Origin of the sequence: Aquipseudomonas guryensis, from assembly GCF_014164785.1 — a bacterium.
GTDB lineage: Bacteria > Pseudomonadota > Gammaproteobacteria > Pseudomonadales > Pseudomonadaceae > Aquipseudomonas > Aquipseudomonas guryensis.
Map to the genome: position 1 here is coordinate 358,695 of NZ_JACJFN010000002.1, position 14,434 is coordinate 373,128.

Genomic DNA, 14,434 nt, shown 5'->3' on the forward strand with positions numbered 1-14,434 from the left:
ACTCAAGGTTCGATTGCGCCAAATGCACGGTCGAATCGGGACAAAGCCGTCTGATTTTTTGGCTGTGATCATTTTTTGATCGGCTTTTTCGGCTCTTCTACAGCCTTCGCCATGGCTGGAAAAAACACCGATGGTTTCGGCGCTTCTGGTATCGATCTTGTATTGGCTACTCCGCTTGCCTGCACACGAAGCGCTCATCGCGCACTAGCTGCAGGCGTCATCTGCCCATAACAAGAACAACACACCATTGGAGCCGAAGATGGATATGCCTTTGCGCAAATCTTCACTGAGCCTGGCGCCTGCCAGTGCGGGTTTTGCCCTGGCGGGACTCTTGCCCTTGCTATTGGCAGTGCCGGCGCAAGCCGTGGAATTCAGTGTCGCCGACGACGAAATCACCGGTTCGCTGGATACCACGCTGTCCTATGGCCAGCTGTACCGGGTGCAGGGCCAGGATAAGAGCAACGATGACACCAACGGCAACGACGGTAACCGCAACTTCGATACCGGCCTGGTTTCCGAGGTGTTCAAGATCACCTCCGAGCTGGAGGCCAATTACCAGAACTACGGTTTGTTCGTGCGTGGCACGGCGTTCTATGACACGCAGATCATGGACAAGCGCAACGACAACGACGACTACCGGCCCAGCCAGGGTTACCCGAACAACAACCACTTCACCGACGAGACCCGGCACAAGGCTGGGCGCGATGCGCAGATCCTCGATGCCTATGTGTATGGCAACTGGGATGTGGGCGATATGCCGCTGACCGTCAAGGTCGGCAGCCAGGTGTTCAACTGGGGTGAGGGCATCTTCTACCGCGGCGGGATCAACACCACCAACCCGGTGGATGCGGCCAAGTTCCGCCTGCCGGGGGCCGAGCTGAAAGAAGTGCTGGTGCCGGTCGAGGCCTTCAACTTCAACATCGGCCTGACCGATAACCTGTCGCTGGAATCCTTCTACCAGTGGAACTGGAAGGAGAGTGCGATCGACCCGGTCGGTACCTATTTCTCCGAGACCGATCTGTTCGCCGCGGGCGGTAATACCGCCTACACCGTGTATGACAACCCGCTGGTCGGTACGGTGATGTCTGCTTACCAGGCAGAGACCGCTTCCGGCCTGGTGGGTAATGGGCCTTTCGGGCCGAATGCTTATCTGGATTCAAATACCAATACATTCAAAGTGGCTAACGTCGGCGGCGACATCAACGCCAAGAATGACGGCCAGTACGGCTTCGCTCTGCGCTATGTGGCCGAGGAGCTGAACCTGACCGAGTTTGGCCTGTACTACATCAACTACCATTCGAAAGAGCCGCAGATAGCGGTGGACATGGGCGACTATCAGGGTGTCGATATGGCGGCCCTGGGCGCCGCACAGGGGCTTTTTGCCCCGGCGGTCGCCACCTTTGACGCGGCCAGTAATGCCATCGCCCGCCGCGAGTACGTGGAAGACATCCGCGTCTACGGTTTCAGTTTCAACACCACCATTGGCGAGGCCTCGGTGTTCGGCGAGCTGGCCTACCGGCCCAACCTGCCGGTCGGTATCAGCGCCACCAACGACCTGCTGGGTGATCTGCTGGTACAGGGGTTTGGAATCACCCCGGTTGCAACCGATATCTATGATGCCAGCGTGCCAGATGACCAGGCTTGTGCCGCTATCTCCGGCAAGCAGCTGTGCCGCAGTCCGATCTTCCATAACTACGAGCGGGTCGAGGCCTACAACGCTTCGCTGGGCACTATCTACAACTTCGGCGCGGGGCTCAGCTTCGACTCGCTGTTCGGCGTGGCCGAGCTGGCCTCCGAGCATGTCCGTGCCAGCAGCCTGAGCTACACCGCCTATGACGGTTCCCAGCGCGGTTTCGCCGGGCGGCCCAATGGTGCCTATGTGTCCGGTTACGCCGATGGCGATCAGATCAGCCGGGATGCCTATGGCTACACCATGGCCCTCTACGGCACCTGGAACGACGTCTATGCCGGGGTCAACCTGTCGCCCTTCGCCGTGTTCAAGCACAACTTCCAGGGTAACTCGCACCAGACCGGTAACTTCGTCGAAGGGGCCATGGCCTACACGGTTGGCGTGAGTGCCAGTTACCTCAACAGCCTGGAAGCGGAACTGCAGTACACCGAGTTCTACGGCGGCGGGCAGAACAACAGTGGGCGTGACCGCGACAACGTCGGGATCAACGTCAAGTATTCCTTCTAACCCCTTTCGCAGCAGTCAGGCTCCACAGACCTGGCCGCTGACACGTTAACGGAGAATTGCAATGTTGAAGACACGCTCGCTGATCGGCGCGGCGGTGGCTCTGGCCCTGTATGCAGGCGGGGCGCTGGCTGCAGTCGCACCGCAGGATATCGCCAAGCTGGGTTCCAGCCTGACGCCCTTCGGCGCAGAGAAGGCCGGCAACGCCGCTGGCACCATTCCCGAATGGACCGGCGGCATCACTCAGGCTCCGGCTGGCTATGCGGGCAAGGGCAAGCACCATGTCGATCCGTTCCCGGATGATAAGCCGCTGTTCACCATCACCAAGGCCAATCTGGAGCAGTACAAGGACCAGCTGACGGCGGGGCAGATCGCCTTGTTCAACAACTACCCGGACAGCTTCCAGATGCCGATCTACCCGACCCGGCGTTCCGGCTCGGCGCCGCAGTGGGTGTACGACAACAGCATCAAGAATGCTGCCACGGCCAAGCTGCTGGATGGTGGTAATGGCTTTGCCGATGCCTATGGTGGCATTCCCTTCCCGATTCCGCAGAGCGGCGTCGAGGCGCTGTGGAACCATATCGTGCGTTATCGCGGCAGCTACATCGTGCGCCGCTCGGCGGAAGTGGCGGTGCAGCGCAATGGCGCCTATTCGCCGGTGGTGTCGGAGCAGGAGGCATTGTTCCGCTACTACGATCCGAAAAGCGCCTACGCCGATCTGAACAACATCCTGTTCTACTACCTGTCCTTCACCAAGAGCCCGGCGCGCCTGGCCGGTGGTGCGGCGCTGGTCCACGAGACCCTCGATCAGGTCAAGGAGCAGCGCCAGGCCTGGGCCTACAGCGCCGGTCAGCGCCGGGTGCGGCGTGCGCCGAACCTGGCCTACGACACGCCGATTGCCGCCTCCGAGGGGCTGCGTACCGCCGATGACACCGACATGTTCAACGGCGCACCGGATCGCTACGACTGGAAGCTGCTGGGCAAGAAGGAAATCTACATTCCCTACAACAACTACAAGATCTCCAGCCCGGAGGTGAAATACAGCGACCTGCTGCAGGTCGGTCACGTCAATCCGGCGCTGACGCGCAACGAGCTGCATCGGGTCTGGGTGGTCGAGGGCACCTTGAAGCCCGGTGCGCGGCACATCTACTCCAAGCGCACCCTGTACCTCGACGAGGACAGCTGGCAGGCCGCAGTGGTCGACCAGTACGACGGGCGCAACGAGCTGTGGCGCGTGTCGATCGCCTACCTGAAGAACTACTACGACCTGCCCACCACCTGGTCGGCGATGGAGGCCTACCACGACCTGCAGGGCCGTCGTTACCACGTGCAGAACCTCGACAGCGAGGAGCCGGGCACCGTCGACTTCTTCCAGAAAGTCCCCGAGGACAGTGAGTTCACGCCTTCCGCCCTGCGTCGCCGCGGTACCCGCTGAGTTTTTCCTGCACCCCGGCGCATGCCTAGCCTGCGTCGCGCCCACGTGCTACTCCGGCCGCTCGCTCGAGCGGCCCTTTGCGGCACGGTCTGTGACCGTGCCGACATTTTTTCGCCTGACCTTACAGCCTGTTTCGGACTTCTTGGTCGCTTCCTTTGCGCGTGCGCTGCTCGGCGCTTTTGCCACTATCAATCTGCTTAACTGCGCCGCGGTCGAGCTTAGGGTCTGTTGTCGTTTCGTTCACGGCCGCGACGGAGCCCTTTTTTGCGCGGGGCTAGGCGCGAGACGCGAAGTTTGGTCGTCCAAATGAGCCGTCGAGTAACGACGTCCCGCGCAAAAACGGGCCCGTCCCTGAGGGTTGCGCGCAAAATCGCGCCATGCGTCGTTGCGAGACTTGGCAAGGGAATGACCATTGCCTGCGTCCCGCGCCTAGCCTGGCGCGATTTTGCGCTGCAACGCGGTTCGCGAACGAAACGGCAACAGACCCTAATTCGCCACTGAGTCATTACCGACAATGCCCTGTACCATGCGCGCGCCTGGTAGTGCGGCAGGTTTTCCGGAATGCATGGGTTTTCCGGCGCAACCTGGCGGTGATCTGTAGAAGCGGCTGGCTTGGCTGGCCTGAACGAAGGGAGCAACGGAATGTTGAAAGGAGTTTTCGCGGCGGGCCTGCTGGTATGCCTGTCGAATGCCATGGCGGCTGTGTCGCCACAGGAAGCGGACAAGCTCGGGGTCAGCTTGACGCCGCTGGGGGGAGAGAAGGCGGCGAATGCCGCAGGCACCATCCCCGCCTGGAGCGGCGGCATTACTCAGCCGCCAGCAGGTTACGCCGGGGCAGGGCAGCACCATGTCGATCCGTTTGCGGACGATAAGCCGCTGTTCACAATCACCCAGGCCAATCTGGAACAGTACAAGGCCAACCTGACCGCGGGCCAGATCGCTCTGTTCAAGGCCTATCCGGGCAGCTTCCAGATTCCGGTCTACCCGAGCCGCCGCACTGCGTCGGCGCCGCAGTGGGTGTATGACAACACGCGCAAGAACGCCAGCGCAGCCACGCTGCTGAAGGACGGCAATGGTTTCACCGGCGCTTACGGCGGCATTCCGTTCCCGATTGCCCAGGATGGCCTCGAAGCGCTGTGGAACCATATCGCGCGTTATCGCGGCACCTATGCGGTGCGTCAGTCCTCGGATGCCAGCGTGCAGCGCAACGGCAGCTACGGCCTGGTTACCGTACGCCAGGAAGCGCTGTTCAACTACTACCAGCCCGGTGGTTCGGCGGCTGATCTGGACAATCTGCTGTTCTACTACATGGCGGTGACCAAGAGTCCGGCGCGACTGGCCGGTGGCGCACTGCTGGTGCACGAGACCCTTGATCAGGTCACCCAGGCCCGACAGGCCTGGGCCTATGCCGCCGGCCAGCGGCGCGTGCGGCGGGCGCCGAACGTGGCCTACGACACGCCCCTGACCACCGCGGACAATCTGATGACCGCAGACGACAAGGACATGTTCAACGGCTCGCCGGATCGTTACGACTGGCAGTTGCTGGGCAAACGCGAGATCTACATTCCGTACAACAACTACCGGTTGTCCAGCCCGGACGTGAAGTACGAGCAGCTGATCAAGCCGGGCCATCTCGATCCGCAGTATACCCGTTACGAGCTGCACCGGGTCTGGGTGGTCGAGGGCAAACTGAAGGCGGGCGCCCGCCATGTGTATGGCAAGCGCACCCTGTACCTCGACGAGGACAGTTGGCAGGCTGCCGCCGTCGACCAGTACGACAGTCGCGGCGAGCTGTGGCGCGTCTCGCTGGCCTACCTGAAGAACTACTACGAGCTGCCGACCACTTGGTCGGCGCTGGATGTGTTCCATGATCTGCAATCCGGGCGCTATTACGTGCAGAACCTGGATAACGAAGAGCGTGGCACCAGTGACTTCAGTCAGCCCACGCCGGAGGCCAGTCACTTCTCGGTGGCCACGCTGCGGCGTCTCGGTACGCGTTGAAAAAACGCTGAAGGCACAAAGGCCGCTACAGTTGTAGCGGCCTTTGTCATATAAGCTGCGGAACTGCGCGCAGCCGCGGGGCAGGTCGCTTAACAAAACATAACGTCACGCCGATTGTCAGATTTTTCCAAAGCCGTATAGCATGCTGGGTCTGCCAATAAGGCATGCACCCACCTATAAGAATAAAGGGGGAAGTTTTATGCGTGAGCCCGTTCTGCGGCCCACCCGCTCCGGCAACCTGCACTCCGTCCAGGTTTTCAATCGTATTCAATCACCGCTGGCCAAGGCTTTGTCTGTGCTCGGTGTCGTCTCTGCCCTGGCGTTGGCTGCACCCACGCAAACCGTCGCCGCGGAAGCTGCTGCGGTGTTCGCCATCGAGTCACCCAAGGCTGCCAGCAGCCTGCTGCTGGATATTGCCCATGCCGGCAAGCGTCTGGTGGCGGTAGGTGATCGTGGCCATATCCTGTTTTCCGACGACTCCGGACGCAACTGGGTTCAGGCCCGTGTGCCGTCCCGGCAGATGCTCACCGGCGTGTTCTTTGTCGATGACAAGAAAGGCTGGGCCGTCGGTCACGATGCGCAGATTCTGGCCACCACTGACGGTGGTGCCAACTGGACCCTGCAGCACGAAGACCTCGAACGTGAAGCCCCGCTGCTGGATATCTGGTTCCAGGACGAGAACCGTGGCTATGCCGTGGGTGCATATGGCGCGTTGCTGGAAACCAGCGATGCCGGCAAGACCTGGAACGATGTCAGCGACCGCCTGGACAACGAAGACGGCTATCACCTGAACGGCATTGCCGCCGTCAAGGATGCTGGCCTGTTCGTGGTGGGCGAGCAGGGCAGCATGTTCCGCTCCGCCGACTGGGGGCAGACCTGGGAACGCGTGACGGGCCCGTATGAAGGTTCGCTTTTTGGCGCGCAAGGTACTACCAGCCCGAACACCCTGCTGGTGTATGGCCTGCGCGGAAATCTGTTCCGCTCGGCCGACTTCGGTAACACCTGGCAAGCCCTGCAGCTGCGCTCCGATTCCGGCGTGCTGGAGTTCGGCCTGGCCGGCAGCAGCCTGCTCAAGGATGGCTCTGTGGTCATCGTCGGGCATGGTGGCAGTGTGCTGAAGAGCACGGACGCTGGGCGCAGCTTCTCCGTGGTCAACCGTTCCGACCGTGCCTCTCTGGCCGGCGTAACAGATGATGCGGCAGGCAACCTGATCCTCGTCGGTCAAGGTGGCGCGCTGCTCGCGACAGAGAATGGCGCCACACCGGGCCAACAACAATAAGCCGGGCTTTTTAGGGTATGAGTACGATGAGTAGCCATCACCAGGACAAGGCAACCTTTCTGGAACGCCTGATTTTCAACAACCGGCCGATAGTGATCACACTCTGTCTGCTGGTCACCGCGTTCCTGCTCTGGCAGGCCTCGATGATTCGTCCCTCGACCAGTTTCGAGAAGATGATTCCGCTGGATCACCCCTTCATCCAGAAGATGATGGAACACCGCAACGACCTGGCCAACCTCGGTAATACCGTGCGTATTTCCGTGGAAGCCAAGGACGGTGACATCTTCAGCAAGGAGTACATGGAGACGCTTAAGCAGATCCATGACGAGGTGTTCTACATCTCCGGCGTCGATCGTTCCGGCTTGAAGTCGCTGTGGAGTCCCAGCGTGCGCTGGACCGAAGTGACCGAAGAGGGCTTCGACGGCGGTGAAGTAATCCCGCAGACGTACGACGGCTCGCCGCAGAGCCTGGAAGAGTTGCGTGGCAACGTGCTCAAGTCGGGTCAGGTCGGTCGCCTGGTGGCGAACAACTTCAAGTCCAGCATCGTCGACGTGCCGCTCCTGGAGTCCTATCCGAACCCGGAAAACCAGAGCGAGCTGCTCAAGCTCGACTATCGCCAGTTCTCCCACGAGCTGGAAGACAAGATCCGCACCAAGTTCCAGGCGCAGAACCCCAATGTGCAGATCCACATTGTTGGTTTTGCCAAGAAGGTCGGTGACCTGATCGACGGCCTGATCATGGTCGTGGCGTTCTTCGGCATCGCCCTGGCCATCACCCTGGTGCTGCTGTACTGGTTCAGCTGGTGTATCCGATCCACCATCTCGGTGGTCTCGACCACCCTGATCGCGGTGATCTGGCAGCTGGGCCTGATGCACCTGGTCGGCTTCGGTCTCGACCCGTACTCGATGCTGGTGCCGTTCCTGATCTTCGCCATTGGTATCTCCCACGGCGTGCAGAAGATCAACGGTATCGCCCTGCAGTCGAGTGATGCCGACAACGCCCTGACCGCCGCCCGTCGCACCTTCCGTCAGCTGTTCCTGCCGGGGATGATCGCCATCCTGGTGGACGCTGTCGGCTTCATCACCCTGCTGGTAATCGATATCGGCGTGATCCGCGAGCTGGCCATTGGCGCCTCCATCGGTGTCGGCGTGATCGTCTTCACCAACCTGATCCTGCTGCCGGTAGCGATTTCCTACATCGGTATCAGCAAGAAGGCGGTCGAGCGCAGCAAGAAGGACGCCTGCCGCGAGCATCCGTTCTGGCGCCTGCTGTCCAACTTCGCCCATCCGGTGGTGGCACCGATCTCGGTCGTTATCGCCCTGACCGCAGGTGTCGGTGGTTTCTGGTACCAGAAGGCCAACCTGCAGATCGGTGACCTCGATCAGGGTGCGCCGGAACTGCGTCCGGACTCGCGCTACAACCAGGACAACAACTTCATTATCAGCAACTATTCGACCAGCTCCGATGTGCTGGTGGTGATGGTCAAGACTGCCAATGAAGGTTGCTCGACTTACGAAGCCATGGCGCCGATGGACGAGCTGATGTGGCGCATGCAGAACACCGAGGGCGTGCAATCGGCCATTTCCATGGTCAGCGTGTCCAAGCAGGTGATCAAGGGCATGAACGAGGGCAACCTGAAATGGGAAACCCTGTCGCGCAACCCGGACGTGCTGAACAACTCCATTGCCCGTGCCGATGGCCTGTACAACGCTGATTGCTCGCTGGCACCGGTGCTGGTGTTCCTCAACGACCACAAGGCGGAAACCCTCAAGCGCGCCGTAGGTGTGGTGCAGGAGTTCGCCGATGAGCACAACAAGGACGGTCTGGAGTTCCTCCTGGCTGCCGGTAACGCTGGTATCGAGGCTGCGACCAACGAGGTCATTGCCAAGTCCGAGCTGATCATCCTGGTGCTGGTGTACATCTGTGTGGCGGTGATGTGTCTGATCACCTTCCGCTCGTTTGGCGCCATGCTGTGCATCATCCTGCCACTGATCCTCACCTCCATCCTGGGTAACGCCCTGATGGCCTGGCTGGGTATCGGCGTGAAGGTGGCGACTCTGCCGGTGATCGCGCTGGGTGTGGGTATCGGTGTCGACTACGGCATCTACATCTACAGCCGTCTGGAGAGTTTCCTGCGTGCCGGCATGACCCTGCAGGAAGCCTACTACCAGACCCTGAAGTCCACTGGTAAGGCCGTGCTGTTCACCGGTCTGTGCCTGGCCATCGGTGTGGTGACTTGGATCTTCTCGGCGATCAAGTTCCAGGCTGACATGGGTCTGATGCTGACCTTCATGCTGCTGTGGAACATGTTCGGTGCCTTGTGGCTGCTGCCAGCCCTGGCGCGCTTCCTGATCAAGCCGGAGAAACTGGCCGGCAAGGTCGGTGGTTCGCTGTTCGCGCACTGATCCTCTAGTGCTGTACAAGAGGGCTCCTTCGGGAGCCCTTTTTATTGCTCGCTATTTAGGCGGGTGCTGTTTTTCGCTCAAGCGGCTTTGCGGCTGAAGCGACAGCTATGATCGCCAGTTGCCTGTGCGTTTGGGGCTATGGCCGGTGTAACGGCAGGGAAGGGTAGGCCAAGTAGGCTGTTCGGGCTTGGCTGCCGGTAGTGGAGCACTGAGGGGGCTTCGGCAGCGGGGTGCGACAAATCGCAGGCAAGAAAAAGCCGCCTTGCGGCGGCTCTTTCACTACGGCTCGAATTACATGTTGGGGTAGTTCGGGCCGCCAGTGCCTTCCGGAGCGATCCAGGTGATGTTCTGGGCCGGGTCCTTGATATCACAGGTCTTGCAGTGCACGCAGTTCTGCGCGTTGATCTGGAACTTCTTCTCGCCGTCTTCCTGGGTGACGATTTCGTACACGCCAGCCGGGCAGTAGCGCTGCGCCGGTTCGTCGTACAGCGGCAGGTTCTTGCTCAACGGAATGCTGGCGTCGGCCAGTTTCAGGTGGCAAGGCTGCTCTTCCTCGTGGTTGGTGTTGGACAGGAACACTGAGGACAGTTTGTCGAAGCTCAGCTTGCCGTCCGGCTTCGGATAGTCGATACGCTTCGATTCTGCAGCGGGCTTCAGGCAGGCATAGTCCGGCTTGGTGTCGTGCAGGGTGAAGGGGATCTTGCCGCCGAAGACGTTCTGGTCCAGCCAGTTAATGCCGCCACCGATCAGCGGGCCGAACTTGTGCAGGGCCGGGCCGAAGTTACGGCTGCGGAACAGCTCATCGTACAGCCAGCTGGCTTTGAAGCCATCGACGTAGCCATTGAGCAGATCGCCGCCCTGGCCATCGGCCAGCAGCACGTCGGCTACCGCTTCGGCAGCCAGCATGCCGGACTTCATGGCAGTGTGACTGCCCTTGATCTTGGCGAAGTTCAGGGTGCCGAGGTCGCAACCGATCAGGGCGCCGCCCGGGAAGACCATCTTCGGTAGCGAGTTCAGGCCGCCTTTGCAGATGGCGCGAGCGCCGTAGGCCACGCGCTTGCCGCCTTCCAGGTACTGCTTGATCACCGGGTGGTGCTTGTAGCGCTGGAACTCGTCGAACGGCGACAAGTAAGGGTTGCCGTAGGACAGGTCGACGATCAGGCCGACCACCACCTGGTTGTTTTCCAGGTGATAGAGGAAGGAGCCACCGGTGTTCTCGGTGCCGACCACGTCCAGCGGCCAGCCGGCGGTGTGCACCACCAGGCCCTGCTCGTGCTTGGCCGGGTCGATGTCCCAGATTTCCTTGATGCCGATGCCGTAGTGCTGGGCGTCGGCTTCGCTGTCCAGGTTGAATTTCTTGATCAGCTGCTTGCCGATGTGGCCACGGCAGCCTTCGGCGAACAGGGTGTACTTGCCACGCAGTTCCATGCCGGGGGTGTAATAGCCTTCCTTCGGATGGCCTTCACGGTCGACACCCAGGTCACCGGTGACGATACCGCGCACTACGCCATTCTCGTCGATCAGGGCTTCCTGGGCGGCGAAGCCCGGGTAGATTTCGACGCCGAGGGCTTCGGCCTGCTGGGCCAGCCAGCGGCACAGGTTGCCCAGGGAGATGATGTAGTTGCCCTCGTTGTGCATGGTTTTCGGCACGAACAGGTCGGGGACTTTGATCGCGCCTTCGGCGCTTTTCAGCATGTAGATGTCGTCGCGCTTGACCGGCGTGTTCAGCGGGGCGCCGAGCTCCTGCCAGTTGGGGAACAGCTCGTTCAGCGCGCGCGGCTCGAACACCGCGCCCGAGAGGATGTGAGCGCCGACTTCGGAACCCTTCTCGACCACGCAGACGCTGATCTCTTTGCCGGCGTCGGCGGCCTTCTGCTTCAGTCGGCAGGCGGCGGACAGACCGGACGGGCCGGCACCGACGATGACGACGTCGAATTCCATAAATTCGCGTTCCACAGAAATCTCCTACTCAAGGCTCTTCGGTGTTATTGATTTTGCTTTGGGGCTAGGCTTTCTCTGGCCTGCGCGTGGGCATTATATCTACAGCCTCGGACTCGTCCAATACAAACGTTTGTTTGAATTTTGTTAAACCCCGGCCGTACAAGGCTTGGCGGCGGATGGAAGGGCGGTTTTTCGTGTTGACCGAAAAAGGCGTTCCGGTCAAGATACGGTCGGTTTTGCGTTCGCCGTATGGGCTGACCGTCGGTTCCGGCCGACCTGCATCACCGGCCAGGCTCGACTTGGCGACATTCTTATTCACCGGAGAGTAACGAGGAATCCATGAAGGTTCTTGTAGCTGTCAAACGAGTGGTCGACTACAACGTCAAAGTTCGCGTCAAAGCGGACAACTCCGGCGTCGACCTCGCCAACGTCAAGATGTCGATGAACCCCTTCTGCGAAATCGCCGTGGAAGAAGCCGTACGCCTGAAAGAAAAGGGTGTTGCGAGCGAAATCGTCGTCGTCACCATCGGCCCGAACACCGCTCAGGAGCAGCTGCGTACCGCTCTGGCTCTGGGTGCTGACCGTGCCATCCTGGTCGAGTCCAACGACGAGCTGAACTCTCTGGCCGTGGCCAAACTGCTGAAAGCCGTGGTTGATAAAGAGCAGCCGCAGCTGGTCATCATGGGCAAGCAGGCCATCGACAGCGACAACAACCAGACCGGCCAGATGCTGGGCGCCCTGACTGGTTACGGCCAAGGCACCTTCGCTTCGAAAGTCGAAGTGGCTGGCGACAAGGTCAATGTGACTCGCGAAATCGACGGCGGTCTGCAGACCGTTGCGCTGAATCTGCCGGCAATCGTCACCACCGACCTGCGCCTGAACGAACCGCGCTATGCGTCGCTGCCGAACATCATGAAAGCCAAGAAGAAGCCGCTGGACGTGGTTACCCCGGACGCCCTGGGTGTTTCCACCGCTTCCACCGTCAAGACCCTGAAAGTCGAAGCGCCTGCTGCCCGCAGCGCCGGCATCAAGGTCAAGTCCGTGGCTGAACTGGTCGAGAAACTGAAGAACGAGGCGAAGGTAATCTAAATGACTATCCTGGTTATCGCTGAACACACCAATGCTGCCCTGGCGCCTGCCACGCTGAACACTGTTGCCGCTGCCGCGAAAATCGGTGGCGACATCCATGTTCTGGTTGCTGGCGCTGCTTGCGGCGCTGCTGCTGAAGCTGCTGCCAAGATCGCTGGCGTAGCCAAGGTTCTGGTTGCCGACAACGCTGCCTATGCTCATCAGCTGCCGGAAAACGTTGCGCCGCTGGTTGCCGAGCTGGGCAAGGGCTACAGCCACATCCTGGCTGCCGCCACCAGCAACGGCAAGAACGTGCTGCCGCGCGTTGCTGCCCAACTGGACGTCGATCAGATCTCCGAGATCATCGCCGTAGAAAGCGCCGACACCTTCAAGCGCCCGATCTATGCCGGTAACGCCATTGCCACCGTGCAGTCTTCGGCTGCCGTGAAAGTGATCACCGTGCGTTCCACCGGTTTCGACCCGGTTGCCGCCGAAGGTGGTTCCGCTGCTGTTGAAGCGGTGAGCGGTGCGGCTGATGCTGGCAAATCCGCCTTCGTCGGCGAAGAGCTGGCCAAGTCTGATCGTCCGGAACTGACCGCTGCCAAGATCGTCGTTTCCGGCGGTCGTGGCATGCAGAACGGTGACAACTTCAAGCACCTGTACGCCCTGGCCGACAAGCTGGGCGCTGCTGTGGGTGCTTCGCGCGCCGCTGTCGACGCCGGTTTCGTACCGAACGACATGCAGGTTGGCCAGACCGGCAAGATCGTCGCACCGCAGCTGTACATCGCGGTCGGCATCTCCGGTGCCATTCAGCACCTAGCGGGCATGAAGGACTCCAAAGTGATCGTCGCGATCAACAAGGACGAAGAAGCGCCGATCTTCCAGGTGGCTGACTACGGCCTGGTCGCTGACCTGTTCGAAGCCGTACCGGAACTGGAAAAACTGGTGTAAGCCAGCTTCCCGTTCCAAACAAGAAACCCGCTCATTGAGCGGGTTTTTTGTTGCCTGCGCTTAGAACCTGTCCACGATCTCCTGACTGTCGGCCATCCTGATTTAAAAATGGCTCTAATCCAGAAGATCGTAAACAGACTCCTAGTAGCGCTTGCTCTCGAGGAAGGCCTGATAGTGTCCGGCCGTCTCTTCGGGGCGTTCTATCATTGGCGCATGGCCGCAATCCTTCATGATCACCACGCTGGGTTGGCGCAGCAGTGGCTTCATCACCTCGATGCTGGACACGTCCAGTACACGATCCTGCTCACCCCAGAGCAGCAGGGTTGGGGCCGAGATCTTCGGTAGCTCCGGTTCCAGCGGAATATAGCGCTCACGCAGTTGCGCGAAGATCCGGTCGTAGTGCGCCTGATTGGCCATGGACTGTTCGGCGAAGTGGCGCTTCAGCGAGTCGGGGAGGGGCGGTGGACTGACGAAGACGAAATTCATCAGTGTCTCGAAGTCCTCGGCCTTGCGTACCACCAACGGGTTGGGTTCGCCGCGCTCGATGCGTTCGAACATCTCGCTTTGCTTCGGCGAGGTCACGCCGGAGTTGTCCAGCAGCGCCAGGGTCACAACCTGTTCCGGGTGGCGCGCGGCGTATAGCGCAGCAATATGCCCGCCCATGGAATTGCCGATCAGGTGGGCTTGCTCGATGTCCAGGGCCTTGAGAAAGGCCTGCAGGCGCTCGGCCTGAGAGGCGACGTCATAATTGGCATCCTGCTTGCTGCTTTCACCGAAGCCGGGCAGGTCGAGGGCGATGACGTGATAGCGGTCGGTGAAGTGACGGGCGAAGCGCAGCCAGTTGTCGCGGTTGGCGCCGAAACCATGGATCATCACGATGGTCTCAGCATCTGCCGGGCCACCCTCGTAGTAGGTGATCTGCCCATTATCGACCTGGATTTGCTTGGAGGAGAGGCCGGCCAAGCCACGTTCGACCAGCTGCACGCTGCCGATCAGTGCGCTCGGCGACAGGTAAAGCGCCCCGGCACCCGCAGCCAGCAGTAAAATGAGACCGAATAGGAGTTTTTTCATGGCGAATCCTTATCGCTAATAATTATTTAGGTTGGCTTTACGCTAGCATTAATACGCTTCCGGGCTGTCAGATATGACGCATGCCTCTT

The 14,434-nt window shown here is 60.5% G+C and carries 9 protein-coding genes; 7 read left to right on the forward strand and 2 right to left on the reverse strand.

Translation table 11 applies throughout. The annotated features are described in order from the left end of the window. Positions 1 to 259 precede the first annotated feature (259 nt). From H3H45_RS09400 to H3H45_RS09420, 5 genes are all read left to right on the forward strand, one after another. Positions 260 to 2,197 carry a DUF1302 domain-containing protein gene (locus tag H3H45_RS09400; protein ID WP_182833471.1) on the forward strand — a complete coding sequence of 646 codons (1,938 nt, stop codon included), beginning with the start codon at positions 260 to 262 and terminating at the stop codon, positions 2,195 to 2,197. A gap of 61 nt (positions 2,198 to 2,258) precedes the next feature. Further along, positions 2,259 to 3,629: a DUF1329 domain-containing protein gene (locus H3H45_RS09405; protein WP_182833472.1), complete on the forward strand. Its 1,371-nt coding sequence runs from the start codon at positions 2,259 to 2,261 to the stop codon at positions 3,627 to 3,629. Between the two features lie 642 nt (positions 3,630 to 4,271). Beyond that, positions 4,272 to 5,630 carry a DUF1329 domain-containing protein gene (locus H3H45_RS09410; protein WP_182833473.1) on the forward strand — a complete coding sequence of 453 codons (1,359 nt, stop codon included), beginning with the start codon at positions 4,272 to 4,274 and terminating at the stop codon, positions 5,628 to 5,630. Positions 5,631 to 5,829: 199 nt separating this feature from the next. Beyond that, positions 5,830 to 6,909, forward strand: a complete 1,080-nt coding sequence (locus H3H45_RS09415) for a WD40/YVTN/BNR-like repeat-containing protein (RefSeq protein WP_182833474.1) — start codon at positions 5,830 to 5,832, stop codon at positions 6,907 to 6,909. A gap of 26 nt (positions 6,910 to 6,935) precedes the next feature. Beyond that, on the forward strand, positions 6,936 to 9,314 hold the full coding sequence (locus tag H3H45_RS09420; protein ID WP_407926687.1) for an efflux RND transporter permease subunit: 2,379 nt from the start codon (positions 6,936 to 6,938) through the stop codon (positions 9,312 to 9,314). 291 nt (positions 9,315 to 9,605) lie between these two features. Here H3H45_RS09420 and H3H45_RS09425 read toward each other — a convergent pair whose 3' ends face one another. Then, positions 9,606 to 11,270, reverse strand: a complete 1,665-nt coding sequence (locus H3H45_RS09425) for an electron transfer flavoprotein-ubiquinone oxidoreductase (protein WP_182833476.1) — start codon at positions 11,268 to 11,270, stop codon at positions 9,606 to 9,608. 324 nt (positions 11,271 to 11,594) lie between these two features. Here H3H45_RS09425 and H3H45_RS09430 point away from each other — a divergent pair, with 324 nt between their 5' ends. Continuing rightward, entirely contained in the window at positions 11,595 to 12,344 is a 750-nt protein-coding gene (locus H3H45_RS09430; protein WP_173207656.1) for an electron transfer flavoprotein subunit beta/FixA family protein, read from the forward strand. After that, complete coding sequence (locus tag H3H45_RS09435; protein ID WP_182833477.1) at positions 12,345 to 13,274, forward strand: electron transfer flavoprotein subunit alpha/FixB family protein; 930 nt, start codon at positions 12,345 to 12,347, stop codon at positions 13,272 to 13,274. Positions 13,275 to 13,415: 141 nt separating this feature from the next. On the opposite strand, the gene H3H45_RS09440 is transcribed toward H3H45_RS09435, so the two are convergent. Then, positions 13,416 to 14,345 carry an alpha/beta fold hydrolase gene (locus H3H45_RS09440; protein WP_182833478.1) on the reverse strand — a complete coding sequence of 310 codons (930 nt, stop codon included), beginning with the start codon at positions 14,343 to 14,345 and terminating at the stop codon, positions 13,416 to 13,418. Between the last annotated feature and the right edge of the window lie 89 nt (positions 14,346 to 14,434).